The 25,340-nt window shown below is 70.0% G+C and carries 24 protein-coding genes, 1 tRNA gene and 1 pseudogene; 11 read left to right on the top strand and 15 right to left on the bottom strand.

Annotation, left to right across the window (positions count from 1 at the left end):
• The first annotated feature begins 21 nt into the window (after positions 1–21).
• The 3 genes from ACSU6M_RS14310 (at position 22) to ACSU6M_RS14300 (ending at position 3,322) form a co-directional block, all read left to right on the top strand.
• A complete protein-coding gene (locus ACSU6M_RS14310) occupies positions 22–1,893 on the top strand; it encodes an outer membrane protein assembly factor BamB family protein (protein ID WP_437070089.1) in 1,872 nt (623 codons plus the stop codon).
• 200 nt (positions 1,894–2,093) lie between these two features.
• The gene (locus ACSU6M_RS14305; protein ID WP_437070088.1) at positions 2,094–2,789 is read left to right on the top strand and encodes a helix-turn-helix transcriptional regulator; all 696 of its coding nucleotides are present in this window, start codon (positions 2,094–2,096) and stop codon (positions 2,787–2,789) included.
• A gap of 119 nt (positions 2,790–2,908) precedes the next feature.
• On the top strand, positions 2,909–3,322 hold the full coding sequence (locus ACSU6M_RS14300) for a hypothetical protein (RefSeq protein WP_437070087.1): 414 nt from the start codon (positions 2,909–2,911) through the stop codon (positions 3,320–3,322).
• Between the two features lie 64 nt (positions 3,323–3,386).
• Here the strand turns inward: ACSU6M_RS14300 and ACSU6M_RS14295 are convergent, their stop codons facing one another.
• Positions 3,387–3,755 (bottom strand): hypothetical protein, encoded by a 369-nt coding sequence (locus tag ACSU6M_RS14295; RefSeq protein ID WP_437070086.1) that lies wholly within the window; start codon positions 3,753–3,755, stop codon positions 3,387–3,389.
• Between the two features lie 20 nt (positions 3,756–3,775).
• Entirely contained in the window at positions 3,776–5,464 is a 1,689-nt protein-coding gene (locus ACSU6M_RS14290; protein WP_437070085.1) for a sodium:solute symporter family protein, read from the bottom strand.
• Between the two features lie 133 nt (positions 5,465–5,597).
• Between ACSU6M_RS14290 and galT the strand changes: the two genes are divergently transcribed.
• From galT to galK, 3 genes are read left to right on the top strand one after another with little or no spacing between them, the layout of a single operon-like run.
• Entirely contained in the window at positions 5,598–6,659 is a 1,062-nt protein-coding gene (gene galT, locus ACSU6M_RS14285) for a galactose-1-phosphate uridylyltransferase (protein ID WP_437070084.1), read from the top strand.
• Entirely contained in the window at positions 6,656–7,618 is a 963-nt protein-coding gene (galE, locus tag ACSU6M_RS14280; protein ID WP_437070083.1) for a UDP-glucose 4-epimerase GalE, read from the top strand. The genes galT and galE overlap by 4 nt, the downstream gene beginning before the upstream one ends.
• Complete coding sequence (gene galK, locus ACSU6M_RS14275; protein WP_437070082.1) at positions 7,619–8,770, top strand: galactokinase; 1,152 nt, start codon at positions 7,619–7,621, stop codon at positions 8,768–8,770.
• A gap of 24 nt (positions 8,771–8,794) precedes the next feature.
• Here galK and ACSU6M_RS14270 read toward each other — a convergent pair whose 3' ends face one another.
• Positions 8,795–9,250, bottom strand: a complete 456-nt coding sequence (locus tag ACSU6M_RS14270) for a GNAT family N-acetyltransferase (RefSeq protein ID WP_437070081.1) — start codon at positions 9,248–9,250, stop codon at positions 8,795–8,797.
• Between the two features lie 260 nt (positions 9,251–9,510).
• Here ACSU6M_RS14270 and ACSU6M_RS14265 point away from each other — a divergent pair, with 260 nt between their 5' ends.
• Positions 9,511–10,311, top strand: coding sequence for a LuxR C-terminal-related transcriptional regulator (locus ACSU6M_RS14265; RefSeq protein ID WP_437070080.1), 801 nt, complete (start codon positions 9,511–9,513; stop codon positions 10,309–10,311).
• Here ACSU6M_RS14265 and tamR read toward each other — a convergent pair.
• Complete coding sequence (tamR, locus tag ACSU6M_RS14260) at positions 10,270–10,767, bottom strand: MarR family transcriptional regulator TamR (RefSeq protein ID WP_019753616.1); 498 nt, start codon at positions 10,765–10,767, stop codon at positions 10,270–10,272. The genes ACSU6M_RS14265 and tamR overlap by 42 nt on opposite strands.
• A gap of 88 nt (positions 10,768–10,855) precedes the next feature.
• Between tamR and ACSU6M_RS14255 the strand changes: the two genes are divergently transcribed.
• Positions 10,856–11,656, top strand: a complete 801-nt coding sequence (locus ACSU6M_RS14255; RefSeq protein WP_437070079.1) for a trans-aconitate 2-methyltransferase — start codon at positions 10,856–10,858, stop codon at positions 11,654–11,656.
• Positions 11,656–11,883 (top strand): annotated as a pseudogene (locus ACSU6M_RS14250) (glyoxalase); the annotation flags it as partial. The gene ACSU6M_RS14255 and the pseudogene ACSU6M_RS14250, both read left to right, overlap by 1 nt.
• A gap of 191 nt (positions 11,884–12,074) precedes the next feature.
• On the opposite strand, the gene ACSU6M_RS14245 reads toward ACSU6M_RS14250, so the two are convergent.
• Complete coding sequence (locus ACSU6M_RS14245; protein ID WP_437070078.1) at positions 12,075–12,749, bottom strand: TetR/AcrR family transcriptional regulator; 675 nt, start codon at positions 12,747–12,749, stop codon at positions 12,075–12,077.
• A complete protein-coding gene (locus ACSU6M_RS14240) occupies positions 12,746–13,753 on the bottom strand; it encodes an acyl-CoA desaturase (RefSeq protein ID WP_437070077.1) in 1,008 nt (335 codons plus the stop codon). The genes ACSU6M_RS14245 and ACSU6M_RS14240 overlap by 4 nt, the downstream gene beginning before the upstream one ends.
• Positions 13,754–14,050: 297 nt before the next feature.
• Between ACSU6M_RS14240 and ppc the strand changes: the two genes are divergently transcribed.
• A complete protein-coding gene (ppc, locus tag ACSU6M_RS14235) occupies positions 14,051–16,780 on the top strand; it encodes a phosphoenolpyruvate carboxylase (protein WP_437070076.1) in 2,730 nt (909 codons plus the stop codon).
• Positions 16,781–16,841: 61 nt separating this feature from the next.
• On the opposite strand, the gene ACSU6M_RS14230 is transcribed toward ppc, so the two are convergent.
• The 8 genes from ACSU6M_RS14230 to ACSU6M_RS14195 form a co-directional block, all read right to left on the bottom strand.
• On the bottom strand, positions 16,842–17,534 hold the full coding sequence (locus ACSU6M_RS14230; protein ID WP_437070075.1) for an LPXTG cell wall anchor domain-containing protein: 693 nt from the start codon (positions 17,532–17,534) through the stop codon (positions 16,842–16,844).
• Positions 17,535–17,669: 135 nt separating this feature from the next.
• Positions 17,670–18,128 carry a hypothetical protein gene (locus tag ACSU6M_RS14225; protein ID WP_437070074.1) on the bottom strand — a complete coding sequence of 153 codons (459 nt, stop codon included), beginning with the start codon at positions 18,126–18,128 and terminating at the stop codon, positions 17,670–17,672.
• An 87-nt stretch (positions 18,129–18,215) separates the two neighbouring features.
• The gene (gene pth, locus ACSU6M_RS14220) at positions 18,216–18,818 is read right to left on the bottom strand and encodes an aminoacyl-tRNA hydrolase (protein ID WP_437070073.1); all 603 of its coding nucleotides are present in this window, start codon (positions 18,816–18,818) and stop codon (positions 18,216–18,218) included.
• Between the two features lie 85 nt (positions 18,819–18,903).
• Positions 18,904–19,500, bottom strand: a complete 597-nt coding sequence (locus ACSU6M_RS14215; protein ID WP_437070072.1) for a 50S ribosomal protein L25/general stress protein Ctc — start codon at positions 19,498–19,500, stop codon at positions 18,904–18,906.
• A gap of 219 nt (positions 19,501–19,719) precedes the next feature.
• Positions 19,720–20,700: a ribose-phosphate diphosphokinase gene (locus ACSU6M_RS14210; RefSeq protein WP_437070071.1), complete on the bottom strand. Its 981-nt coding sequence runs from the start codon at positions 20,698–20,700 to the stop codon at positions 19,720–19,722.
• Positions 20,701–20,833: 133 nt separating this feature from the next.
• The gene (gene glmU / locus ACSU6M_RS14205; RefSeq protein WP_437070070.1) at positions 20,834–22,279 is read right to left on the bottom strand and encodes a bifunctional UDP-N-acetylglucosamine diphosphorylase/glucosamine-1-phosphate N-acetyltransferase GlmU; all 1,446 of its coding nucleotides are present in this window, start codon (positions 22,277–22,279) and stop codon (positions 20,834–20,836) included.
• A 127-nt stretch (positions 22,280–22,406) separates the two neighbouring features.
• Positions 22,407–22,478, bottom strand: a tRNA-Gln gene (locus ACSU6M_RS14200).
• A 29-nt stretch (positions 22,479–22,507) separates the two neighbouring features.
• On the bottom strand, positions 22,508–23,374 hold the full coding sequence (locus ACSU6M_RS14195) for a helix-turn-helix domain-containing protein (protein WP_437070069.1): 867 nt from the start codon (positions 23,372–23,374) through the stop codon (positions 22,508–22,510).
• Between the two features lie 166 nt (positions 23,375–23,540).
• Here ACSU6M_RS14195 and ACSU6M_RS14190 point away from each other — a divergent pair, with 166 nt between their 5' ends.
• Positions 23,541–24,812 (top strand): sensor histidine kinase, encoded by a 1,272-nt coding sequence (locus ACSU6M_RS14190; protein ID WP_437070068.1) that lies wholly within the window; start codon positions 23,541–23,543, stop codon positions 24,810–24,812.
• 16 nt (positions 24,813–24,828) lie between these two features.
• Here the strand turns inward: ACSU6M_RS14190 and ACSU6M_RS14185 are convergent, their stop codons facing one another.
• On the bottom strand, positions 24,829–25,323 hold the full coding sequence (locus ACSU6M_RS14185) for an SUKH-3 domain-containing protein (protein WP_437070067.1): 495 nt from the start codon (positions 25,321–25,323) through the stop codon (positions 24,829–24,831).
• Positions 25,324–25,340 lie beyond the last annotated feature (17 nt).

The raw sequence follows: 25,340 nt of genomic DNA, 5'->3' as shown, positions 1-25,340 counted from the left end.
TCCCACCGAGGTACCCACACCATGAGCACCCCGCCCCCGCCGCCCGGCCAGCCCCCGCAGGACCAGCCGCCGCAGCAGCCCGGTTTCGGCGCTCCGCAGCCGCCGCAGACCCCGCCGCCGGCCGCGCCCCCCGCGCCGGGCGGCGCCCCGGCGACCCCGCCGCCCCCGGCTCAGCAGCCGGGCTACGGCGCCCCGGCGACCCCGCCGCCCCCGGCCCAGCAGCTGGGCTACGGCACGCCCCAGCCGCCGACCCCGCCGGGGCCCCAGCCCGGCTACGGCTATCCGCAGACCGCTCCCACCCCGCCGGGGCCCCAGCCGGGTTACGGCTATCCGGGCCAGCAGCCGAACCCCTACGGCGGCCAGCCGAACCCGTACGGCCAGCAGCCCGGTTACGGCTACCCGCAGGCCACGGTCCCGATGGCACCCCAGGCGGGCGGCTCCACCGGCGGGCGCAAGATCAACGCCCAGCTGGCGATCATCGTCTCCGCGGTCGTCGCGATGGCGCTGATCATCGGCGGCGGCATCTGGTACGCCAACTCCACCGACGACGGCGGCGGCAAGAAGAACGAGGCCGGCACCACCGGCGGCACCGGTGGCACCGGCGGCGACGACGAGAACGGCGGTGGCGGCGAGGCCCCGGCCAAGGCCACCGAGAAGGTCCCGTCGAACCCGGCCGCCGAGGTCCTCTTCCAGGTCCCGATGCCCAAGGTCCGCAAGGACGAGACGGTGGACGTCCAGGGCTCCTGGCTGACCGACACGGTGTACGCCAAGAGCGGTGTCGCCGAGGTCGTCGGCTACGACCTCGCCAAGGGCACCGAGAAGTGGACGGTCAAGCTGGACGGCCCGGTGTGCGGTGCCGCCAAGTTCGTCGGCGACGGCAACAAGGCGGCCGTGCTCACCCAGCCGCGGATGCCCGCCCCCAGCTCCTCCGAGGGCTGCACCCAGGTCGTGGCCATCGACCTGGCGGCCGGCACCGAGCTGTGGCAGCACAGCGTCAAGCTCGGTGACGAGGACATCAACCTCGACAACATCACGATCAGCGGTTCCACGGTCGCCGTCGGCGGCACCAGCGGAGGCGGCGCCTTCGACCTGGAGAGCGGCAAGGAGCTGTGGGCCCCGAAGGCATCCGACACCTGCTACGACGCCGGTTACGGCGGCGGCCCCAAGCTCGTCGCGCTGCGCAAGTGCGGCCCGTACGGCAACCGCATCCTGCATGTGCAGACCATCGACCCGAAGTCCGGGAAGGTGATCTCCGAGTACAAGATGGACAGCGGCATCGAGTACGCGGGCATCGTCTCCACCGACCCGCTGGTGGTGGCCGCCGAGGTCGGCGACCTGTCCAGCGACGCCCCGCAGATCCTGGACTTCTTCTCCATCGACAACAAGACCGGCAAGCTGCGCACCCGTATCTCGGCGCCGGACGACAAGTACGAGGGCGACTGTGAGACGATCTCCAAGGTCGAGGACTGCGCGGGTGTGGTCGTCGGCAACGACCGGCTGTACCTGCCGACCGCGGAGCAGGACTACACCAACGGGATCGTCGCGTTCGACCTGGCGACCGGCAAGGAGACCGGGCAGCGCGCGGACGCCGGCAAGGACTACCGGGTGTGGCCGCTGCGCATGGACGGCCCGAACCTGATCGCGTACAAGCAGCCCCCCTACGACCGCGGCGGTCAGGTCGTGAGCATCGACGGCGGCTCCTTCAAGGAGACGAAGTTGCTGGAGAACCCGGCCGACGAGCAGGTCCGTGACGTGGAGGCGAGCTTCCTGCCGAACCACGCCGAGATCCTCTACGGCCAGGGCCGTCTGTTCATGTCGGACGTCTACGCCAGCACGCTGGGTGCGATCGGCGGCGAGACCGACTACCTGTTCGTGGCCTTCGGCGCGAGCTGAGCCGGACCGGGGAGCGCCCCGGCCGCCGTCAGGACCCCGTCCCCGCCTCGCGCGGGGGCGGGGTCTTGCGCGTGGTCGCGCGTCACCGTCGAATGAGGGGATGTCCACGATCCGGGGCACTTCTCGCCGGTAGGGGGGCGGGACGTCGAACAAGCGTGTAGCTTCCGGGGCATCCACTGGGGGGAACTGGGGGGTTCTCGATGGGAGTGCGGCTCATGGTGGTCGACGACCACCGTCTGCTGGCCGAGGCGCTGGCCTCGGCGCTGAAGCTGCGGGGGCACCGGGTGCTGGCCGCGGCGGCGCCGGCCGCGGGTGCGGCGGAGCTGGTGATCGCGCGGGCGCCGGAGGTGTGCCTGTGGGGGACGGCGACACCGGCCGAGCCGGGGGTGTTCGATCCCGTCCTGAAGATCAAGCGGGAGCGGCCTCAGGTGGCGGTCCTGGTGCTCGGGCCGGTGCCGAGCCCGCGCGGGATCGCGGCGGCCTTCGCCGCCGGGGCCTCGGGGTACGTACGGCACGACGAGCGCATCGAGGGGGTCGAGCGGGCGATCATGAAGGCGCGGCAGGGGGAGGCGGCGGTCGCCCCGCAGCTGCTGCAGGGGGCGTTCGGTGAGCTGCTCAATCCGGCGGCCCAGCCCGACGACGAGGGGCAGCGGCTGCTGGAGCTGCTGACGCCGCGTGAGGTGGAGGTGCTGGTCCGGGTCGCGGACGGCGAGGACACCCGCAGGATCGCGGCCGGCATGGGCATCGCCCCTTCCACCGCCCGCACCCACGTCCAGCGGGTGCTGATGAAGCTGGGCGTCGGCTCCCGCCTGGAGGCCGCGGCGCTGGCGGCCCGGACGGGGCTGCTGGACCGTGCCGGGCCGGCGGCGCAGGAGGCCCGGCCGGAGGGCGGCTGACGGCCGGGGCCGAGCATGATCACATGTTGATCACGTGCTCATGCCAACGCTGGGCCGGATGATCTTCGACGGCTACGATCCGTGCGGCAAGATCAGCGCTAGTGATCACTGGGGGATCCGTGAAACTCCGCCGCGCACTCACCGTGGGCGCCGCCGCCGTGGCCGCGCTCGCCTTCGCCGCGTCGCCCGCGTCCGCGTCCGACGTGTACGCCGAGGCCACCGGCGCCCGTGGCTGGGGCGACTTCAGCTTCAAGAGCAGGACCAGCGCGTACGACATCCAGCTGGCCGTGCAGGACACCAAGGCCGACGGGCACCACGTCCGGATCCGGGCCCAGTCCATGGACCCGCTGCGCAACGTCACCAGCTACGCCTGGCGCTACAACTACGAGGGCTACGGGGCGACGCTGAACTGGACGACCTCGCTGGACGACTCGGACGGCATCTGGGCGATGCGCATCCAGGTGTGCACCTACGAGGGCGACACCCCGATGTCCTGCGACACCTCGTCGTGGGAGAGCAACCCCTACTACTGATCCCCGAGCGGGGTAGCGCCGCGCGGGGCCGGGGTCGTTCCATGACCCCGGCCCCGCGCCCGTCTCACTCCGGCCGCCGCTCCTCGCCGGGGGGCACGGCCGGCGGCGGTGCCGCGGGCCGCAGCTTCAGCCACACCAGGAAGAACAGCCCCAGCAGCAGCATGCCCAGGCCGGTCCACAGGTTGATGTGGACGCCCTCGGCCTTGTCGAGGTCGGCGTCGGAGGGGGAGATGCCGGCGATCGTGACGATCACGCCGTAGACGACGAACAGTCCGCCGATGATGCGGCGCAGGTCGAAGATGCGGGCCGCGGTGGCGGACTGCGCCTCCAGCTCGGTGACTTCCCGCTGGACGTCCTCCTCGGAGTATCCGTGGTGCTCGGGTCCTGAGCGCCCGTGGTGCTCGGGTCCGGGGTGCCCGTGGTGCTCGGTCATGGTCTCTCCATCCTCCCGCGTCAGAACGAGAACGGGATGTAGCAGGCGGCCGCCAGGACGATCGCGCCCCAGCCCAGCAGGGCGGGCCTGCGGTACCAGGCCCCGTCACCGGGGGCGGGCGGCTCCGCCATGCCGGGGGATCGGGTGCCGTAGACCAGGCCCTGGAGTTCCGCCGCGGGCTTCGGCTGGGTGAACAGCGACACGGCGACCATCACGACCGCGCCCGCCAGGAAGCCGACGATCGCGGAGACGAAGTTGGCGCCCTGGTCGGAGGGGATGTCGACGATGCCCTGCTTGTAGATCCAGAAGTAGTTGACCATCGCGGCCACGGTGCCGGCGAGCAGCCCCCAGAAGCCCGAGACCGCCGAGGCGCGCTTCCAGAACATGCCGACGATGAAGACGACGAACATCGGCACGTTGAAGAAGGAGAACAGCGTCTGGAGGTAGCTCATGATGTTGGAGAAGGACGAGGCCAGGAACGCCGTCCCGATCGAGGCGCACACGCCGATCACCGTGATCAGGCGGCCGAAGCGCACGTAGTAGCCGTCCTCGCGGCCCCGGACCACGTACCGGGCCCAGATGTCGTTGGTGAAGACGGTGTTGAAGGACGACACATTGGCCGCCATGCCCGCCATGAACGCGGCCAGCAGGCCCGTCACCGCGATGCCCAGGACGCCGTTGGGCAGCAGCTGTTCCATCAGATAGGGGATGGCGTCGTTGTACTGGTAGCCCGACTCGGCGGTGCCGAAGCCGGGGACCAGGGCCGCCGCCGCGAGGCCGGGGATCATCACCAGGAAGACGATGAAGATCTTCGGGAAGGCCGCGATCAACGGGGTGCGCTGGGCCGCGCTGAGGTTCTTCGCGGACAGGGCGCGCTGCACCTCGGCGAAGTTCGTCGTCCAGTAGCCGAAGGACAGCACGAAGCCGAGACCCAGCACGATCGTCAGCCAGTTGGCGCCCAGCGGATTGTCGCTGCCGATGCCGGTGCCGCCCCAGGCGGTGGTGAAGTCGGCGCCGTGGCTCCTGGTGAGGGTGTCGGTCAGGCCGTCCCAGCCGCCGGCCTTCTTCAGACCGAGGACGACGATCGGGACCAGGGCGGCGAGGATCACGAAGAACTGCAGCACCTCGTTGTAGATCGCGGACGACAGACCGCCCAGGGTGATGTACGCCAGCACGAACGCGCCGGCCACCACGATCGCCACCCACTGCGGCCAGCCCAGCAGCGCCTCCACGACGATCGCCAGCGCGTACAGGTTCACGCCGGAGATCAGGATCGCGGCGAAGGCGAACAGGGCCGAGCTCAGCAGATGCGCCCATTTGTCGAAGCGCAGCAGCAGCATCTCGGGGACCGAGCGCACCTTGCTGGAGTAGTAGAACGGCATCATCACCAGGCCCAGGAAGACCATCGCCGGGATGGCGCCGATCCAGTACCAGTGGGTGGTGTAGACGCCGTATTGGGCGCTGTTGGCGGCCATGCCGAGGATCTCGGTGGCGGCCAGGTTGGCCGAGATGAACGCGAGGCCGGTGATCCAGGCGGGCAGGGAGCGGCCCGAGAGGAAGAAGTCGAGGCTGGTCCTCACCGAGCGGCGGGCCGCGAAGCCGATGCCCAGCACGACGACGAAGTAGATCGCCAGGATCGTGTAGTCGAGCCAGTTGGTGGGGAGCCGCAGTCCGGCCGCCAGAGGGGTGGTGTGGGGGGGAAGGGGCATCCGGACCTCACCTTGCTTGGAGGCTGGCGTGGTGTTCTCTGTTGATTGGTGATGGTGACTGGCGTGGGGATTTGTGCTTTGATGTGTTCGGTTCTGTTTGAAGCGTTGCTTGCTGCACGGATGGAGAGTCGCGGTGAAGAAGACCTCGACCCGCTTGGCCGACGGTCGTGAGCTCATCTACTACGACCTGCGGGACGACGCGGTGCGCGACGCGGTCGACCGGCGCCCGCTGGAGCCCACGGTCACCACATCGGAGGTACGCCGCGACCCGCTGCTCGGCGACACGGTGGCCATCGCCTCCCACCGGCAGGGCCGCACCTACCACCCCCCGGCCGACGAGTGCCCGCTGTGCCCGTCGCAGGGCGAGCGGCTCAGCGAGATCCCGGACACCTCCTACGACGTCGTCGTCTTCGAGAACCGCTTCCCCTCGCTCGCCGGCGACTCCGGCCGCTGCGAGGTGGTCTGCTTCACCTCCGAGCACACCGCGTCCTTCGCCGACCTCACCGAGGAGCAGGCACGGCTCGTCCTGGACGCCTGGACCGACCGCACGTCGGAGCTGTCTCATCTGCCCTCCGTCGAGCAGGTGTTCTGCTTCGAGAACCGCGGCGCCGAGATCGGCGTGACGCTTCAGCATCCCCACGGGCAGATCTACGCCTACCCCTTCACCACGCCCCGCACCGCGGCGATGCTGCGCCAGCTGGCCGCACACAAGGACGCCACCGGCGGCGAGAACCTCTTCGACGCCGTCCTGGAGAGCGAACTCGCCGGTGAGCGGGTCGTCCTGGAGGGTGAACACTGGGTCGCCTTCGTCCCGTACGCCGCGCACTGGCCCTACGAGGTCCACCTGTACCCCAGGCGCCGGGTGCCGGACCTGCTGGCGCTGGACGAGGCCGCGCGCACAGAGTTCCCCCAGGTGTATCTGGAACTGTTGAGGCGGTTCGACCGGATCTTCGGCACCGAGGAGCCCCCGACGCCGTACATCGCCGCCTGGCACCAGGCGCCGTTCGGCGCGCTGGAGGAGTTCGACGGCGTCCAGCGCGACGACTTCGCCCTCCACCTGGAGCTTTTCACCGTCCGCAGGACTTCCGGCAAGCTGAAGTTCCTCGCGGGTTCGGAGTCCGGCATGAACGTGTTCATCAACGACATCCGGCCGGAGGCCGCGGCGACACGACTGCGAGAGGTAGCGAGTTCATGAAGTACCTGGTGACGGGCGGCGCGGGATACGTCGGCAGCGTGGTCGCCCAGCATCTGCTGGAGGCCGGCCACGAGGTCGTCGTCCTCGACAACCTCTCCACCGGCTTCCGCGAGGGCGTCCCCGCGGGCGCCGCCTTCGTCGAGGGCGACATCCGCGACGCCGCCAAGTGGCTCGACGCCTCCTTCGACGCCGTCCTGCACTTCGCCGCGTTCTCGCAGGTCGGCGAGTCGGTGGTGCGGCCCGAGAAGTACTGGGACAACAACGTCGGCGGCACCATGGCGCTGCTCACCGCGATGCGCGAGGCGGGCGTGAACAAGCTCGTCTTCTCCTCCACCGCCGCCACCTACGGCGAACCCGAGCAGATCCCCATCGTCGAGACCGCCCCGACGAGGCCCACCAACCCCTACGGCGCCTCCAAGCTCGCCGTCGACCACATGATCACCGGCGAGGCCGCCGCCCACGGCCTGGGCGCGGTCTCCCTGCGCTACTTCAACGTCGCCGGCGCCTACGGGACCTGCGGCGAGCGCCACGACCCCGAGTCCCACCTCATCCCGCTGGTCCTCCAGGTCGCCCAGGGCCACCGCGACGCCATCTCCGTCTACGGCGACGACTACCCCACCCCGGACGGCACCTGCGTCCGCGACTACATCCACGTCGCCGACCTCGCCGAGGCCCACCTGCTCGCCCTGACGGCCGCCACCCCCGGCGAGCACCTGATCTGCAACCTCGGCAACGGCAACGGCTTCTCCGTCCGCGAGGTCATCGAGACCGTCCGCCAGGTCACCGGCCACCCGATCCCCGAGGTCGTGGCCCCCCGCCGGGGCGGCGACCCGGCGGTCCTGGTCGCCTCCGCCGACACCGCCCGCGAGCGCCTCGGCTGGCAGCCGACCCGCGCGGATCTCGCGGGTATCGTCGCCGACGCCTGGCAGTTCGCACAGCACATCACAAGGGAGCAGTAAGTGGGGGCAGTTGAGGTCCGGGAAGGCTTCACCGCGCTGTACGGAGCCGAGCCCGAGGGAGTCTGGTCGGCACCCGGCCGGGTCAACCTGATCGGCGAACACACCGACTACAATGACGGCTTCGTGATGCCCTTCGCGCTGCCGCACACCGCCCTGGCCGCCGTCTCCCGGCGCACCGACGGCGTCCTGCGGCTGCACTCGGCCGACATCGACGGGGCAGTCGTGGAACTGCGGGTGGACGACCTCGCCCCGCAGACGGACAAGGAGTGGACGGCCTACCCGGCGGGCGTGGTCTGGGCGCTGCGCGAGGCCGGGCACCCGGTCACCGGCGCCGACATCCACCTCACCTCCACCGTCCCGGCCGGCGCGGGCCTGTCCTCGTCGGCGGCCCTGGAGGTCGTGATCGCGCTCGCACTGAACGACCTGCACGAACTGGGGCTCAAGCGCTGGCAGCTGGCCCGGCTGTGCCAGCGCGCCGAGAACGTCTACGTCGGCGCGCCCACCGGCATCATGGACCAGACCGCGTCCGCCTGCTGCCAGGACGGCCACGCCCTGTTCCTCGACACCCGGGACCTCGCGCAGAAGCAGATCCCCTTCGACCCGGCCGCCGAGGGCATGCGCCTGCTGGTCGTCGACACCCGCGTCCAGCACGCCCACAACGAGGGCGAGTACGGCAAGCGCCGCGCCGGCTGCGAGAAGGGCGCCGCCCTGCTCGGCGTGGACGCCCTGCGCGACATCGCCCACGACGACCTGGACGCGGCCCTCGCCCGGCTGGACGACGAGGAGGTGCGCCGCCTGGTGCGCCATGTCGTCACCGAGGACGCGCGCGTCGAACGCGTCGTGGCGCTGCTGGAGTCGGGCGACACCCGCGCCATCGGCCCCGTCCTCACCGAGGGACACGCCTCGCTGCGCGACGACTTCCGCGTCTCCTGCCCGGAACTGGACCTCGTCGTCGACACCGCGCTGGCCGCCGGCGCGCTCGGCGCCCGGATGACCGGCGGCGGCTTCGGCGGCTCGGCGATCGTGCTGGCCGAGGCCGCCGACGTCGACACCATCGGCAAGGCCGTCCAAGAGGCGTTCACCGCGGCCGGGTTCACCGCGCCGCGGGTGTTCGAGGCGGTGCCGTCGCCGGGAGCGCGCCGGATCGCGTAGGCCGCCGGTCCGGCGTACGACGGCTCAGCCGAGCCGCTTGGTCAAGGTGAACTCCGTGATCCCCGGCGGATAGTCGGGGATCACGCACACCACCTCATACCCCTGCTTCTTATAGAACTCCGGCGCCTGGAAGTCCCACGTCTCCAACCGGGCCGCCCGGCAGCCGCGCTCCTCGCGGGCCACGCGCTCCGCCTCCCCCAGCAGCCGGCTCCCCAGCCCCGTACCGCGATAGCGCTCGTCCACCCACAGCAGCGCCACATGCAGCCAGGTCGTCCAGGTGTGCCCGACGAGGCCGCCCGCCAGCTCGCCCGCCGCGTCCGACGCCCACAGATGCAGCGGGTTCTCGCGCTCCTGCGGAGTACCGCGCAGCGCGCGCAGGATCGGCGAGGCCGCCGTGTTGGTGTCACGCAGGCGCGAACCGAGCAGATCACGCCGGGCCTTGTCGACTTCCGCCTCGATACGAAACATGCGGCACACCATAAACGCGTCCGACGGGCAGTTCTGCAAATAACCTTCCGATCCCCGTCCCCGTCCGTACTCTGAGGAAAAGCACCGGTGGGGGCCGGTGCGCATCAGGGGGCGAGAGAAGTCGGGTACGACGCCCGAAGTGGGGGTAGCAGTTACCGCACGGCGGCGGCCGCGCGGCAGTACACGCTCCGGCGCCGTGCCCGCGCCTGACGTAGTCCTCCCGGCCTTGGGGTATCCCCTGCTCCCGCACGGAGCTCGGGGAAGGGGGTTTCGTGGTACGCATCCGAGTCCTGGTCGTCGACGACCACCGCATCTTCGCCGAGTCGCTCGCCGCCGCACTGGCCGCCGAGCCCGATGTCGAGGTCTCCGCGGCCGGCAGCGGCCCCGCCGCACTGCGCTGCCTGGAGCGGGCGGCCGCCGAGGGACGGCGCTACGACGTGGCGCTCGTCGACGCCGACCTGGGCGGCGGCACGCTCGGCGCGGGGAGCGGCGCGCTCGGGGTGCGGGCCGCGGTGCCCGTGCAGTCCGCCGGGTCCCGCGCCGAGGGCGAGGCCGCCGTCGACGGGATCTCGCTGGTCGGCGGGGTGCGCGCGGCCCATCCCGGTGTGCGCACCGTCGTCCTCGCCGAGAAGGACGACCCACGGCGCGCGGCGCTCGCCCTGCAGGCCGGGGCGTGCGGCTGGGTCGCCAAGGACTGCTCGCTGTCCCGGCTGCTGACCGTGATCCGCGGAGTGCTGCGCGACGAGACGCATCTGCCGCCGGCCCTGCTGACGGGGGTGCTGCGCGAGCTGACGGCGGCCCGCAGACACCGCACGGAGAGCGAGCGGCTGGTGGAGTCGCTCACCCCGCGCGAGCGGGAGGTGCTGCGCTGCATGGTGGCCGGGCTCGGCCGCAAGGCGGTCGCCGAGCGCCTCTATCTCAGCCCGCACACCGTGCGCACCCATATGCAGAACGTCCTCGGCAAGCTGGGCGTGCACTCCACGCTGGCCGCGGTCGCGCTGGCGCGCCGGGCGGGCGTCGGACCGGCCGACCTAACCGGGGATGTTGTCGAACGGGGCGGTCAGCTGGCGTAGCAGGGCGGCCAGTTCGCCGCGCTGGGCGCGGGAGAGCTCGGCGAGGATCGCGCGCTCCTGGTCCAGCAGACCGGCCAGTGCCTGGTCGGCGCGGTCACGGCCCTCGTCGGTGAGCCGCACCAGCACACCGCGGCGGTCGCTGGGGTCCGGGAGGCGTTCGACGAGGCCCTTCTTGGCCAGCCGGTCGATACGGTTGGTCATCGTGCCGGAGGTGACCAGGGTCTGGGTCAGCAGCTGTCCCGGCGAGAGCTGGTACGGGGTGCCCGCGCGCCGCAGCGCGGTGAGCACGTCGAACTCCCAGGGCTCCAGGCTGTGCTCCGAGAACGCCAGCCGGCGTGCCCGGTCCAGGTGCCGGGCCAGTCTGCTCACCCGGCTGAGCACCTCGAGCGGTTCCACGTCGAGGTCCGGACGCTCCCGGCGCCACGCTGCGACCAGCCGATCGACCTCGTCCTCCATGACGATCAGTGTAGTGGTTGTGTCGACGTTAAGTCTCTTGAGGTGAAGCCTCTTGACGTCAAGATATCTCGGCGGGAACCTGGACCCCATGACCACACCGACCTGGGACCCCGCCCAGTACCTCCGCCACGCCGACCACCGCGCCCGCCCCTTCGCCGACCTCCTGGCCCGCGTCCCGGACCTCCCCTCCGGCCGCCCCCGCATCGCCGACCTCGGCTGCGGCCCCGGCAACGTCACCGCCCTCCTCGCCGCACGCTGGCCCACCGCGCACATCACCGGCTACGACAACTCCGCCGAGATGCTGGACCGGGCCCACGTCGAACACGAGGGCCCGACAAGGGCCGGCGGCCACCTGGACTTCACGTACGCGGACGTCCGCACCTGGGCGCCCTCCGAGCCGTACGACCTGGTCATCAGCAACGCGACCCTGCAATGGGTGCCGGGCCACGCGGAGAGGTTCGCCGAGTGGCTGAAGGGCCTGAAGGGCGGGGGCACCCTCGCCTTCCAGGTCCCCGGCAACTTCGACGCCCCCAGCCACCGCCTGATGCGCGCCCTCGCCGACCGCCACGGGGTCGCGGACACGCTCCGCCACGAGGACGCGGTGCTGACCCCGGCGGCCTACCTGGAGCGCCTGACGTCCCTGGGCTGCGCGGTGGACGCGTGGGAGACGACGTACGTCCACGTACTGCACGGCGAGGACCCGGTCCTCGACTGGGTGAAGGGCACGGGCCTGCGCCCGATCCTGACGGCCCTCGCGGACACCCCGCAGGCCCGTGACACCTTCCTGCGCGACTACCGCGCGGCCCTGCGAGAGGCGTACCCCGCAACCCCCCACGGCACCCCGTTCCCGTTCCGCCGCGTCTTCGTGGTGGCCCGCAAGGAGGCGTGATGATCGTCGCCGTCGACCACATCCAGCTCGCGGCCCCGCCGGGCTCCGAGGACCGGCTACGGGCGTACTACGTGGACGCCCTCGGCATGACCGAGATCCCCAAGCCACCCGCCCTCGCCGCGAACGGCGGCTGCTGGTTCCAGGCCGGACCGGTCCAGCTCCACCTGGGCATCGAGCAGGACTTCCGCCCGTCGAAGAAGGCCCACCCCGGTGTGCGTCTTCGAGGTCCTCCAGAACCTGGGGGGACACAAGCAGCGCGGTGACCTCGCCTTCGATGAGGGCGATGGCCTCGCGTCCGTCTGCGGCGCGGCGGACCAGCTCGTCGAGCTGTGTGCGCGCCACGTCGACCGGGATCTTCGTCATGACCCCGGCCTGTCACCCCCGGCCTGTCACCGGACAACCGCTGAGATCCGTCGGTTCAGCTCTTCCGGTGACCTATCAACCGCGGCTTCGGCTCCAAGCCGTCCAGCCCGTGCCACGCCAGATTCACCAGATGCGCCGCCACCTCCGCCTTCTTCGGGCGGCGGACCTCCAGCCACCACTGGCCCGTCAGGGCGACCATGCCGACCAGGGCCTGCGCGTACAGCGGGGCCAGCTTCGGGTCGAAGCCGCGGGACTTGAACTCCTTGCCGAGGATGTCCTCCACCTGGGTGGCGATGTCGGAGATCAGGGAGGCGAAGGAACCCGTCGACTGGGGGATGGGGGAGTCACGGACCAGGATGCGGAAGCCGTCCGTGTACTCCTCGATGTAGTCCAGGAGAGCGAAGGCCGCCTGTTCCAGGAGTTCCCGCGGATGGCCCGCGGTCAGAGAGCCCGTGACCATGTCCAGCAGGCGCCGCATCTCGCGGTCCACGACGACCGCGTACAACCCCTCCTTGCCGCCGAAGTGCTCGTACACCACCGGCTTGGAGACCCCGGCCTTCGCCGCGATCTCCTCCACCGACGTGCCCTCGAACCCCTTCGCCGCGAACAGGGTGCGCCCGATCTCCAGCAGCTGCTGGCGGCGCTCCGCACCGGTCATACGGGTACGGCGCGTCCGCCGCGGCTTGTCGTTGCTGGATGTGCTGGAGTCGCTCGCCACGGCGTCAATCATGCCGCCTCGGCGGTGTCCTTCCGCCGCCGGGAGCCGCCCTCCTCGCTGTTACGGCGCGAATCGATACGCGAGCGTGACGGCCAGCGCACGTCGTACGCCCACCCCAGCTGCTCGAACCAGCGGATCAGACGAGCCGACGAATCCAGCTGGCCCCGCTCCACACCGTGCCGCGCCGACGTCGGGTCCGCGTGATGCAGGTTGTGCCAGGACTCACCGCACGACAGGACCGCCAGCCACCACACATTGCCCGAACGGTCCCGCGACTTGAACGGCCGCTTGCCCACCGCGTGACAGATCGAATTGATCGACCAGGTGACGTGGTGCAGCAGCGCGACCCGCACCAGCGAACCCCAGAAGAACCCGGTGAACGCCCCCCACCAGGACATCGTCACCAGACCGCCGATCAGCGCCGGCAGCGCCAGCGACACAGCCGTCCACAGCACGAACTGACGCGAGATCGCCCGCAACGCAGGGTCCTTGATCAGATCCGGCGCGTACTTCTCCTGCGACGTCTGCTCCTCGTCGAACATCCAGCCGATATGCGCCCACCACAGCCCCTTCAGCAGAGCCGGCACCGTCTCGCCGTACTTCCACGGCGAATGCGGGTCCCCCTCCGCGTCCGAGAACTTGTGGTGCTTGCGATGGTCGGCCACCCACCGCACCAGCGGCCCCTCCACCGCCATCGACCCCGCGATCGCCAGAGCGATCTTCAACGGCCGCTTCGCCTTGAAGGAACCATGGGTGAAATGACGGTGGAAACCGATCGTGATGCCGTGACAGCCGAGGTAGTAGAAGAAGACCAGCAGACCCAGATCCAGCCAGCTCACCCCCCACCCCCAGGCCAGCGGCACCGCGGCCAGCAGCGCCAGGAACGGCACGATGATGAACAGCAGCAGCGTGACCTGCTCGATCGAACGCTTCTGCTCCCCGCCGAGCGTGGCGGAGGCAGCCTGGGAGTCAGATGCCTTCGGGGCGTCTTCGATCACATCGGAGCTCATGGTCATGGGCGTCCCCTGTGGGGTCGAGAGTGATGAGAGCGGATACCGGACGGCGGCGGGACGAGCAGGCACCTTCCCTACGGTCCCGTAACCTACGGTGACGTAAGTATGGCAGTGCCCGACCCCGCGGCAAGAGCCCGAGAGTCTGCGCGTCCGCATCGACACCTATCCTTGGAACCGGTCGGACAGCGCGGTCCGCTCTGAATGTCTTCCCGGACGCACCGCCCGTATGCGGCACCCGCCGCGCGCCGGTCACCCGGGTTCCCTCCCAGACGAGCTTCAACACTGCAAGGAGCCGCACCTGTGAGCAGTGCCGACGACCAGACCACGACCAGCACCGAGCTGCGCGCCGACATCCGCCGACTGGGCGATCTCCTCGGCGAGACACTCGTCCGCCAGGAGGGCCCCGAGCTCCTCGAACTGGTCGAGAAGGTACGCCGCCTCACCCGTGAGGACGGCGAGGCCGCCGCCGAGCTGCTGCGCGGCACCGAACTGGAGACCGCCGCCAAGCTCGTACGCGCCTTCTCCACCTACTTCCACCTGGCCAACGTCACCGAACAGGTCCACCGAGGCCGAGAACTGCGCGCCCGGCGCGCCGCCGAGGGCGGCCTGCTCTCGCGCACCGCCGACCGCCTCAAGGACGCCGACCCCGAGCACCTGCGCCAGACGGTCGAGCACCTCAACGTCCGCCCCGTCTTCACCGCCCACCCCACCGAGGCCGCACGCCGGTCCGTCCTCAACAAGCTCCGGCGCATCGCCGCGCTCCTGGACGAGCCCGTCCTCGACTCCGACCGGCGCCGCCACGACACCCGACTGGCCGAGAACATCGACCTCGTCTGGCAGACCGACGAACTGCGCGTCGCCCGCCCCGAACCCACCGACGAGGCCCGCAACGCCATCTACTACCTCGACGAACTCCACGCAGGCGCCGTCGGCGACGTCCTGGAGGACCTCACCGCCGAACTCGAACGCGTCGGCGTCCAGCTCCCCGAAGGCACCCGCCCCCTCACCTTCGGCACCTGGATCGGCGGCGACCGCGACGGCAACCCCAACGTCACCCCCCAGGTCACCTGGGACGTCCTCATCCTCCAGCACGAACACGGCATCAACGACGCCCTGGAGATGATCGACGAACTGCGCGGCTTCCTGTCGAACTCCATCCGCTACTCCGGCGCCACCGAGGAACTCCTCGCCTCCCTCCAGGCCGACCTCGACAACCTCCCCGAGATCAGCCCCCGCTACAAGCGCCTCAACGCCGAGGAGCCCTACCGCCTCAAGGCCACCTGCATCCGGCAGAAGCTGGAGAACACCAAGCAGCGCCTCGCCAAGGGCACCCCCCACGAGCCCGGCCGCGACTACCTCGGCACCAGCGAGCTGCTCAAGGACCTCACCCTCATCCAGACCTCGCTGCGCGAGCACCGCGGCGGCCTCTTCGCCGACGGCCGCATGAACCGCACCATCCGCACCCTGGCCGCCTTCGGCCTCCAGCTCGCCACCATGGACGTCCGCGAACACGCCGACGCCCACCACCACGCCCTCGGCCAGCTCTTCGACCGGCTCGGCGAGGAATCCTGGCGCTACGCGGACATGCCCCGCGACTACCGCACCAAGCTGCTGGCCAAGGAACTGCGCTCACGCAGACCACTGGCCCCCAGCCCGGCCCCCGTCGACGCCGCCGGCGAGAAGACCCTCGGCGTCTTCCAGACGATCAAGCGGGCCCTGGAGGTCTTCGGACCCGAGGTCATCGAGTCGTACATCATCTCCATGTGCCAGGGCGCCGACGACGTCTTCGCCGCTACCGTCCTCGCCCGCGAGGCCGGCCTCATCGACCTGCACGCCGGCTGGGCCAAGATCGGCATCGTGCCGCTCCTGGAGACCACCGACGAGCTCAAGGCCGCCGACACCATCCTCGAAGACATGCTCTCCGACCCGTCCTACCGGCGCCTGGTGGCACTGCGCGGCGACGTCCAGGAGGTCATGCTCGGCTACAGCGACTCCTCCAAGTTCGGCGGCATCACCACCAGCCAGTGGGAGATCCACCGCGCCCAGCGCCGCCTGCGCGACGTCGCCCACCGCTACGGAGTGCGCCTGCGCCTCTTCCACGGCCGCGGCGGCACCGTCGGCCGCGGCGGCGGCCCCTCCCACGACGCGATCCTCGCCCAGCCCTGGGGCACCCTCGAAGGCGAGATCAAGGTCACCGAACAGGGCGAGGTCATCTCCGACAAGTACCTCATCCCCTCCCTCGCCAGGGAGAACCTCGAACTGACCGTGGCGGCGACCCTCCAGGCATCCGCCCTGCACACCGCCCCCCGCCAGTCCGACGAGGCCCTCGCCCGCTGGGACGCCGCCATGGACGTCGTCTCCGACGCCGCCCACGCCGCCTACCGCCGCCTCGTCGAGGACCCCGACCTGCCGACGTACTTCCTCGCCTCCACGCCCGTCGACCAGCTCGCCGACCTCCACCTGGGCTCCCGGCCCGCCCGCCGCCCCGGCTCAGGCGTCTCCCTCGACGGACTGCGCGCCATCCCCTGGGTGTTCGGCTGGACCCAGTCCCGGCAGATCGTCCCCGGCTGGTTCGGCGTCGGCTCCGGCCTCAAGGCCCTGCGCGAAGCCGGCCTCGACACCGTCCTGGAAGAGATGTACGGCCAGTGGCACTTCTTCCGTAACTTCATCTCCAACGTCGAGATGACCCTCGCCAAGACCGACCTGCGGATCGCCGGCCACTACGTCGACACCCTCGTCCCCGACGACCTCAAGCACATCTTCGACACCATCCGCGCCGAACACGAACTCACCGTCCGCGAGGTCCTGAAGGTCACCGGCGAGGACGAACTGCTGGACGCCCAGCCCGTCCTGAAGCAGACCTTCGCCATCCGCGACGCCTACCTCGACCCCATCTCCTACCTCCAGGTCGCCCTCCTCAAGCGCCAGCGCGACGCCGCCGCGGCCGGCGAGCAGCCCGACCCGCTGCTCTCCCGCGCCCTGCTGCTGACCGTCAACGGCGTGGCGGCCGGCCTGCGCAACACCGGCTGACACCACCGGACACGGCAAAGGGCGGCACCCCCAAGGGTGCCGCCCTTCCCCATGCCCTACGTCAGCTCTGGCCGGCCTTGCGACGACGCAGGAACAGCAGAGCGCCACCCACGGCCACGAACACCGCCGCGACACCCGACAGCAGCCCCACCGGAGCCCCGTTCCCGGTCTCCGCCAGGTCACCGGAGGTGTCCGCCTGCGCCGACGGAACCGAGGACGCCTGCGGAGCACCCTCACCCCGGCCGGCCGACCCACCGGCGGACGACTCCTCCGAGCCCACCGGGGACTCCGACGCGCTCACCGACTCCGACTCCGACGGCGCCGGCGACGCCGACGGACCGCTCTCCTCGTCCGCCTCGCACTCGGTCCAGAAGACCTTGTGCTTGGCCGACCCGTTCTCACCGTCGAAGTTCCAGTACAGCTTGTAGTGACCGTCCGGCAGCGTCATGTCCTGCGAACGGCCATGACCCTCCGCGTCCAGGGTCAGCGTGCCCGACGACACCGTCTCGCCCTTGTTCGGGCTCGGCGCGATCGCCTCGATGCGCCAGGAGACCTCCTGGACACCGTCGAACTGGAAACCGTCCAGATAGAACGAGCACACATGCGGCTCGTTCCTCATCAGCTCCTCGCCGGTCGAGGCGTCATGAATCTTCACAGTGCCGTTGTCACCGTTGGCGGCATGAGCGGAAGGGGCCGCGAGCAACGCGGCCGCGGCGACGGCGCACACGGCACCGACGCGGGGGAGGACAGGCATGGGGCAGTCCCTCTGCGAGAAACGAACGAGAAAATGTGGAGGGGGCGGCTCAGCCTCCAACCCAGCCTCTGACCAGGTCAATCACAAAGAGACAACGCTCCAAGTCTCCACACATGTGGAGAACGGCGAAACCCGTCACAGCGTCACGAACGCCGCCGTCACCAACGCGAAACCCGACCCCGCCAGCACCCACGCCGCCCGCGTCCGCCTCAGACCGCCCGCCACGATCACCGACGCCAGCAGCAGCGCGCCACCCAGCGGCACCCACGCGTACAGCACCCCCGCCGGACCCGACCGCACCGCGCGCTCCTCACCCGGCTTCACCACCACCGTGTACGTACGGCCCCGCTCCACCGCCACCGGATCCTCCACGGCGACACTCGCCCGCGCCACCGACCCCGGCGACAACGGCGTATACGGCCCCGAACACGACCGCTCACCGCACTCCGTCACCTCGACCGTGCCCCGCTCACGGCCCTTGGTCAGCATCACGTACTGGGCCGTCCCCCAGGACGCCCACACACCCGCGATCAGGATCAGCACCGCGACCACCCCCATGGAGACGACGCGGGCGACGGAAACGGCGGAAGGCATGGCCGCGATCCTTGGCCATGCCTGCACGGCCAGTCAACCGCGCTGGGAGAGATGTCAGGAGATGCACGACCTCACTCCCCACAACCCTCACGAGTTGTAGGTGCTCTGCGCCCGCTCCAACCCCTCGATCACCAGACACTCCACCGCGTCCGCCGCCCGGTCCACGAAGTAGTCCAACTCCTTGCGCTCCGCCGACGAGAAATCCCTGAGCACGAAATCCGCCACCGGCATCCGCCCCGGAGGCCGCCCGATCCCGAACCGCACCCGGTGATAATCCGCACCGAACGCCTTCGTCATCGACTTCAGACCGTTGTGCCCGTTGTCCCCGCCCCCCAGCTTCAACCGCAGCGTCCCATAGTCGATGTCCAGCTCGTCATGAACCGCCACCACATGACCCACCGGCACCTTGTAGAAGTCCCGCAGCGCATTCACCGGACCACCGGACAGATTCATATACGACATCGGCTTCACCAGCACCACCCGCCGGTTCAACGGCCCCGGCGGCCCGATCCGCCCCTCCACGACCTGCGCCTGAGCCTTCCCCGCCCGCTTGAACCTCCCCCCGATCCGCTCCGCCAGCAGATCCACCACCATGAACCCCACGTTGTGCCGGTTCATCGCGTACTCCGGTCCGGGATTGCCCAGCCCGGCGATCAGCCACGGGGCACTCGGGTCGGTCGTCACGTCCATGTCTCCTCGTCACAGGCCCTACGACACACGCCAGCCGCCACTCCCCGAAGGAAGCGGCGGCTGACGACGATGACAGAGCTCAGGCTCAGGCCTCGGCGGCCTCTTCGCCCTCGGCGGCCTCACCCTCCGGGGCCTCCTCCGCCTGCGCGGCCAGGACCTGCAGAACCACAGCGTCCTCGTCCACGGCCAGCGTCACACCGCTCGGCAGCGCGATGTCCTTGGCGTGGATCGAGGCACCGGCCTCCAGACCCTCCACCGACACCGTCACCTGCTCCGGGATGTGCGTGGCCTCGGCCTCGACCGGAAGCGCGTTCAGCACGTGCTCCAGCAGGTTGCCACCCGGCGCCAGCTCGCCCTCGGCCACCACCGGAATCTCGACCGTGACCTTCTCGCCACGCTTGACCAGCAGCAGGTCGACGTGCTCCAGGAAGCCCTTCAGCGGGTCACGCTGCACAGCCTTCGGGATCGCCAGCTCCTGGGACTTGCCGTCGATGTCCAGGGAGATCAGGACGTTCGGCGTACGCAGCGCCAGCAGCAGGTCGTGACCCGGCAGCGTCAGGTGCAGCGGGTCCGAACCGTGACCGTACAGAACACCGGGAACCTTGTTCTCGCGGCGGATACGACGGGCGGCACCCTTGCCGAACTCGGTGCGCGTCTCGGCGGTGAGCTTCACCTCGGACATGTTCACTCCTCGTAGATACGTAGGAAACGGACGTGGTCACCCGGCCACGAACGGCCTGCTACGAAGAGCGCGTCGATAACGGACAGCCACACAGCAGTGCGGCCTCCCTCGCCGAGCAACTTCAGCAGTCTACTCGGAGGGGGAGGCCGCACCCAAAAGGATCAAGGCGACGGGCTGCAGAACCCTTCCTGCGCCCGTACCGCCCGCCCTGACCGCGTCCTACTGCTCGTCGAACAGGCTCGTCACCGAACCGTCCTCGAACACCTCACGCACCGCACTCGCGATCGTCGGCGCGATCGACAGCACCGTCAGCTTGTCCAGATCACGCGCCAGCTCACCCGGCGTCGGCAGCGTGTTCGTGAACACGAACTCACTCACCCGAGAGTTCTTCAGCCGGTCGGCCGCCGGACCCGACAGCACACCGTGCGTGGCCGTGACGATCACATCCTCGGCACCGTGCGCGAACAGCGCATCGGCCGCCGCACAGATCGTGCCACCGGTGTCGATCATGTCGTCGACCAGGACACACACCCGGCCCTTGACCTCACCGACCACCTCGTGGACCGTCACCTGGTTCGCCACGTCCTTGTCACGCCGCTTGTGCACGATCGCCAGCGGCGCACCCAGACGGTCGCACCAGCGGTCCGCCACCCGCACCCGGCCGGCGTCCGGAGACACCACCGTCAGCTTCTCCCGGTCCACCTTCTTGCCCACGTAGTCCGCCAGCAGCGGAAGCGCGAACAGATGATCCACCGGACCGTCGAAGAAGCCCTGGATCTGGTCCGTGTGCAGATCCACCGTCAGGATCCGGTCCGCACCGGACGTCTTCATCAGATCCGCGATCAGACGCGCCGAGATCGGTTCACGACCACGGTGCTTCTTGTCCTGCCGCGCGTAACCGTAGAACGGCACGATGACCGTGATGGAGCGGGCCGACGCACGCTTCAGCGCGTCGATCATGATCAACTGCTCCATGATCCACTTGTTGATCGGAGCCGTGTGGCTCTGGATCAGGAAGCAGTCGGCACCACGCGCGGACTCCTGGTAACGGACATAGATCTCACCGTTGGCGAAGTCGAAAGCCTTGGTCGGGACGACCCCGACACCCAGCTGCTGGGCGACCTCCTCGGCAAGCTCGGGGTGGGCGCGGCCGGAGAAGAACATCATCTTCTTCTCGCCGGTCGTCTTGATCCCGGTCACAGCACTGTCTCCTCAGAGGTGTCGCAGCTGGGTGTCGAGCAGACCTGCCACGGGGCGTGAGAGGCCGTCTCAGCTGGTGGGGTGCGGGTGTGCACTTATCACGGTACGCCGTCTTTGACGCACCCGTTTCCGGTCAGCCTTCGCTGTCCGGCCGCGAAGAGGCCGCCTCCGCCGCCTTCGCCGCCGCGCTGCCCGGACGCTTACGAGCCACCCAACCCTCGATATTCCGCTGCTGACCACGGGCCACGGCCAGCGAGCCGGGAGGCACATCCTTGGTGATCACAGAGCCGGCAGCCGTATAGGCACCGTCCCCGATCGTGACAGGAGCCACAAACATGTTGTCCGAACCGGTACGGCAGTGCGAGCCGACCGTCGTGTGATGCTTGTCCTGCCCGTCGTAGTTCACGAACACGCTCGCCGCACCGATGTTGGAGTACTCACCGATCGTCGCGTCACCCACATAGGAGAGATGCGGGATCTTCGTCCCCTCCCCGATGGAGGCGTTCTTCGTCTCGACGTACGTGCCGATCTTGCCCTTCGCGCCCAGCCGCGTCCCCGGACGCAGATACGCGTACGGCCCGACGGACGCGTTCGGCCCCACGACGGCCTGGTTGGACACCGTGTTGTCCACACGGGCCCCGGCACCCACCTGGGTGTCGAGGAGGCGGCTGTTCGGACCCACCTCCGCGCCCTCGGCGAGGTGCGTGGCGCCCTGGAGCTGCGTGCCCGGATGCACGGTCACGTCCTGCTCGAAAGTGACGGTGACGTCGACCCAGGTGGACGCCGGGTCGACGACGGTCACACCGGCGAGCATGGCCTGGGTGAGCAGCCGGTCGTTCAGGATCCGGCGGGCCTCGGCGAGCTGCACACGGTTGTTGATCCCGGCGATCTCACGGTGATCGGCGGCCACGGAGGCGCCGACGCGGTGCCCGGCCTCGCGGAGGATGCCGAGCACGTCCGTCAGGTACTCCTCGCCCTGGCTGTTGTCCGTACGGACCTGCTTCAGCGCCTCGGCGAGCAGCCGCCCGTCGAACGCGAACACACCCGAGTTGATCTCCCGGATCGCACGGATCGCCTCGTCGGCGTCCTTGTGCTCGACGATCGCGGTGACCGCACCGCTGTCGTCCCGCACGATCCGGCCGTAGCCGGTCGCGTCCGGCACCTCGGCGGTCAGCACGGTGACGGCGTTGCCGTCGGTGGTGTGGGTCTCGGCGAGGGCGCGCAGGGTGGCGCCGGTGAGGAGGGGGGTGTCCCCGCAGACCACGATGACGGTCCCGTCGACGACACCGCCGAGCTCCTCCAGGCCCATGCGCACGGCGTGCCCGGTGCCGTTCTGCTCCGCCTGCACGGCGGTCCGAACGGCCGGGGCGACCTCGTTGAGATGCGCGGTGACCTTCTCGCGGGCGTGCCCGACCACGACGACCAGGTTCTCGGGCTCCAGCTCACCGGCGGCGGCCAGGACGTGTCCCACGAGGCTGCGACCGCAGATCTCGTGCAGGACCTTGGGTGTGGCCGACTTCATACGGGTGCCCTCACCCGCTGCGAGTACGACGACGGCTGCCGGGCGAATGGCGCTCACGGGATGCCCTTCGGCTGTTTGGGGGAGGGGTGGACATCCGCAGGATACCGGGGTGGGGGTGGGGGGATATGAGTGCGGGCCCTGACTGGGGGGTCAGGGCCCGAACTTAGGTCTTGTGTGCTGTGAGCTCCCCTGCCAGGACTCGAACCTGGAACAAATCATCCAAAGTGACCCGTGTTGCCGATTACACCACAGGGGATGGCATAGTCGACCAAAACGGACATACTGCTAGTCCGCTGAGGTCGCGGCACCTACTATGCCGCACCACCAGCCTTCGATGCGACGGTACAGATCGGCTGCTTGCCGCACTTTGATGCCCAAGCACCCGCGATATGCGTCGCCAGTGTTCTTGCGTACGGTCGTCGGATTGTGCTTCTTGAGCGTCGTTTTGCCGAGCCTTGCCCGATCCAGGCCCATGAGGTCGGCCCAGTAGTGCTCGGCGGCGTCGACGTCCGCGGACTCGTGGATCATGACGCGGCAGTGCAGGCGATCACGGCTGACGCCGAGGAGGTCCAGCCAGGCGAGGAATACCGTGATCATGGATGGGTCGCTGTTGACGAACTCCACGGCCTCTCGGCGCGCGTGAGGCTTGTCCTTGCTGCCCTCGGCCCAGTAGAGGCCGACGCCCAGCAGGAACAGCTCGCGATCGGAGAGTGCACCGATCTCGGTGGCTGCCGCCCGCTTCGTTTCTTCCCGCTCGCGGTCCTGCGATGCACGCAGCCGGGCCAACCCCGCGTTCATCCGCGCCTGCCGCTCCGCGGGCGTGCACTTGGGTTCTGGGTGAGGCAGGTCCCGCACCCACAGTGAAACCGAACTCTTCGAGCAGCCCAGCTCGGCCTGGATCTGGTTGTAGGTCCAGCCCTGTTGCCGTAGCTCCCGGGCCCTTGCTCGGAGGTCGTCCTTCGCGTTCGGTCGCTTCGTCCACTCTGGGGGCGGTTCGCCCTCCACGAGACGCTGGAGCGTCTCCTTGTTGCGGACCTGAAGCTCATCGCGGATCTGCCGAAGGCTGTAGCCGCGGCGCCGCAGGGCCACCGCCTCCTCCCGCAGTCTCTCGAAGTCCGCGTACTTGCCGTTCATGCCGCTGGTATGTGCCATACGCATACCGTCCGGCCGGAATGGAAGGTTCCGGTGTCGAACGGGAGTGATTCATCAGTTCGAGGGATACCAGTCGGTTTCGCAGTGATTCGATTACGGCGTGTGGTGTAGGCCAGTACTCGAAACTCGCCGGAAAAGCCGGGGTGCCCGCCCGTAGGCTGGAGGCATGACCGCGACGGGGGAAGAGCAGGCCACGGCCGGGACGGGGCCGTGGTGGTGGACCAGATGGCGCAGTGCCGTGCTGGACGGCGGGCTGGCGCTCGCCTCTGCCCTGGAGTGCGGGACGTTAGGGGTTCCGTTCGCACAGGAGGCGGGGCTTCCGGAGGCGGCGGGGGTGCTGTTCGGCGTGCTCGCCGGGTCGGTGCTGCTGGTGCGGCGGCGGTGGCCGATCGCCGTCGTGCTCGTGGCGATCGCGGTGGCGCCCGCGCGGATGGGGTATCTGCTGGGTGTCGTGGGGCTCTATACCCTCGCCGCCTCCGAGCTGCCCCGGCGGATCATCGCCTCGCTGGCGGGGATGTCGTTGCTCGGCATGTTCGTGGTGACGTTCGTGCAGGCGCGGGAGATGGCGGACGAGGACGCGGACCTGGGGGAGTGGTTCGCGCCGTTCTTCGCGGCGACGATGGCGGTGGGGATGACCGCGCCGGCGTTGCTGCTGGGGATGTACGTCGGTGCCCGGCGTCGGCTGATGGAGAGCTTGCGGGAGCGGGCGGACAGTCTGGAGCGGGAGTTGCAGCTGCTCGCCGAGCGCGCGGAGGAGCGGGCGGAGTGGGCGCGGAACGAGGAGCGGACGCGGATCGCTCGTGAGATGCATGACGTGGTCGCGCATCGGGTGAGTTTGATGGTGGTGCATGCCGCCGCGCTGCAGGCTGTGGCTCGGAAGGATCCGGAGAAGGCTGTCAGGAACGCGGCTCTCGTGGGGGACATGGGGCGGCAGGCGCTGACGGAGTTGCGGGAGATGCTGGGGGTGCTGCGCAGTGGTGGGGATGCGCGGCCGCCGCGTGAGGTGGTGTCGTCCGCCGCGGTGGGGGGTGCGGTGGAGGAGCAGGCCGAGGGGCCGTGTCTGGAGGATCTGGAGGAGCTGATCGGGCAGTCGGCGGCCGCGGGGATGGTGGTGGCGCTGTCGGTGGAGGGTGAGGTGTGCGCGTATGCGCCGGAGATCGAGCAGACGGCGTATCGCGTGGTGCAGGAGGCGTTGACGAACGTGCACAAGCATGCGGCGGGTGCGAAGACGTATGTGCGGCTGGCGCATCGGGTGTCGGAGATCGCGATGCAGGTGGAGAACGAGCCGCCGCCTCAGGTGTCGTCGCCGGGTCTGCCGTCCGGGGGGAACGGTCTGGTGGGGATGCGGGAGCGGGTGCTGGCGCTGGGCGGGGTGTTCGTGTCGGGGCCGACGGATGCGGGGGGTTTCCGGGTGTCGGCGGTGATTCCGGCGTCGTAGGGCGTGGTGCTGGTGGTCAGCCGGCGGTGAGGCGTGCGGGCTGGATGCCGGTGACGAGTGCGGTGAGGGCGTGGTCGATGTCGGGGCCGAGGTACCAGTCGCCGGTGTGGTCGAGGGCGTAGACGCGGCCTTCGGTGTCGATGGCAAGGAGGGCCTGGGTGTCGGGTTCGGCGCCGAGGGGGCTGACGTCGGTGTCGAGGGCGCGGCCGAGGTCGCCGAGGGTGCGGGCGAGGTGGAGGCCGTGGAGGGGGTCGAGGTGGAGGGTGGCGGGGGCGATCTGGCGGCCGGGGCCGGTGGGGGTGATGTGGAGTCCGCCGAATTCGGCCCAGGCTTCGACGGCGGCGGGGAAGACGGCGTGGCGGTGGCCGGCGGGTGAGGTGTGGCCGCGCAGGGTGTCGGCCCAGGTTTCGGCCTGTTTGATGTCCCAGCGTCCGGGTTGCCAGCCGGCGGTGCGCAGGGCGGCGTCGACGGGGACGGAGAAGCGCGTGGTGGAGGCGCGGTCGGCGTGCATGGGTGTGGGGTGGGTCC

Source organism: Streptomyces sp. enrichment culture, from assembly GCF_964272895.1.
GTDB lineage: Bacteria > Actinomycetota > Actinomycetes > Streptomycetales > Streptomycetaceae > Streptomyces.
This window is presented reverse-complemented; position numbering and strand designations above follow the sequence as displayed.

Excerpts from the sequence above, each read along its gene's own strand:
- ACSU6M_RS14230 (WP_437070075.1), bottom strand. The coding sequence starts at position 17,534 with ATGCCTGTCCTCCCCCGCGTCGGTGCCGTGTGCGCCGTCGCCGCGGCC.
- ACSU6M_RS14305 (WP_437070088.1), top strand. The coding sequence starts at position 2,094 with ATGGGAGTGCGGCTCATGGTGGTCGACGACCACCGTCTGCTGGCCGAG.
- ACSU6M_RS14310 (WP_437070089.1), top strand. The coding sequence starts at position 22 with ATGAGCACCCCGCCCCCGCCGCCCGGCCAGCCCCCGCAGGACCAGCCG.
- galE (WP_437070083.1), top strand. The coding sequence starts at position 6,656 with ATGAAGTACCTGGTGACGGGCGGCGCGGGATACGTCGGCAGCGTGGTC.
- ACSU6M_RS14295 (WP_437070086.1), bottom strand. The coding sequence starts at position 3,755 with ATGACCGAGCACCACGGGCACCCCGGACCCGAGCACCACGGGCGCTCA.
- ACSU6M_RS14245 (WP_437070078.1), bottom strand. The coding sequence starts at position 12,749 with ATGATTGACGCCGTGGCGAGCGACTCCAGCACATCCAGCAACGACAAG.
- ACSU6M_RS14290 (WP_437070085.1), bottom strand. The coding sequence starts at position 5,464 with ATGCCCCTTCCCCCCCACACCACCCCTCTGGCGGCCGGACTGCGGCTC.
- ACSU6M_RS14255 (WP_437070079.1), top strand. The coding sequence starts at position 10,856 with ATGACCACACCGACCTGGGACCCCGCCCAGTACCTCCGCCACGCCGAC.
- pth (WP_437070073.1), bottom strand. The coding sequence starts at position 18,818 with ATGGACGTGACGACCGACCCGAGTGCCCCGTGGCTGATCGCCGGGCTG.
- ACSU6M_RS14215 (WP_437070072.1), bottom strand. The coding sequence starts at position 19,500 with ATGTCCGAGGTGAAGCTCACCGCCGAGACGCGCACCGAGTTCGGCAAG.
- tamR (WP_019753616.1), bottom strand. The coding sequence starts at position 10,767 with ATGGAGGACGAGGTCGATCGGCTGGTCGCAGCGTGGCGCCGGGAGCGT.
- ACSU6M_RS14225 (WP_437070074.1), bottom strand. The coding sequence starts at position 18,128 with ATGCCTTCCGCCGTTTCCGTCGCCCGCGTCGTCTCCATGGGGGTGGTC.
- ACSU6M_RS14190 (WP_437070068.1), top strand. The coding sequence starts at position 23,541 with ATGACCGCGACGGGGGAAGAGCAGGCCACGGCCGGGACGGGGCCGTGG.
- ACSU6M_RS14270 (WP_437070081.1), bottom strand. The coding sequence starts at position 9,250 with ATGGTGTGCCGCATGTTTCGTATCGAGGCGGAAGTCGACAAGGCCCGG.
- ACSU6M_RS14195 (WP_437070069.1), bottom strand. The coding sequence starts at position 23,374 with ATGGCACATACCAGCGGCATGAACGGCAAGTACGCGGACTTCGAGAGA.
- ACSU6M_RS14240 (WP_437070077.1), bottom strand. The coding sequence starts at position 13,753 with ATGACCATGAGCTCCGATGTGATCGAAGACGCCCCGAAGGCATCTGAC.
- ACSU6M_RS14185 (WP_437070067.1), bottom strand. The coding sequence starts at position 25,323 with ATGCACGCCGACCGCGCCTCCACCACGCGCTTCTCCGTCCCCGTCGAC.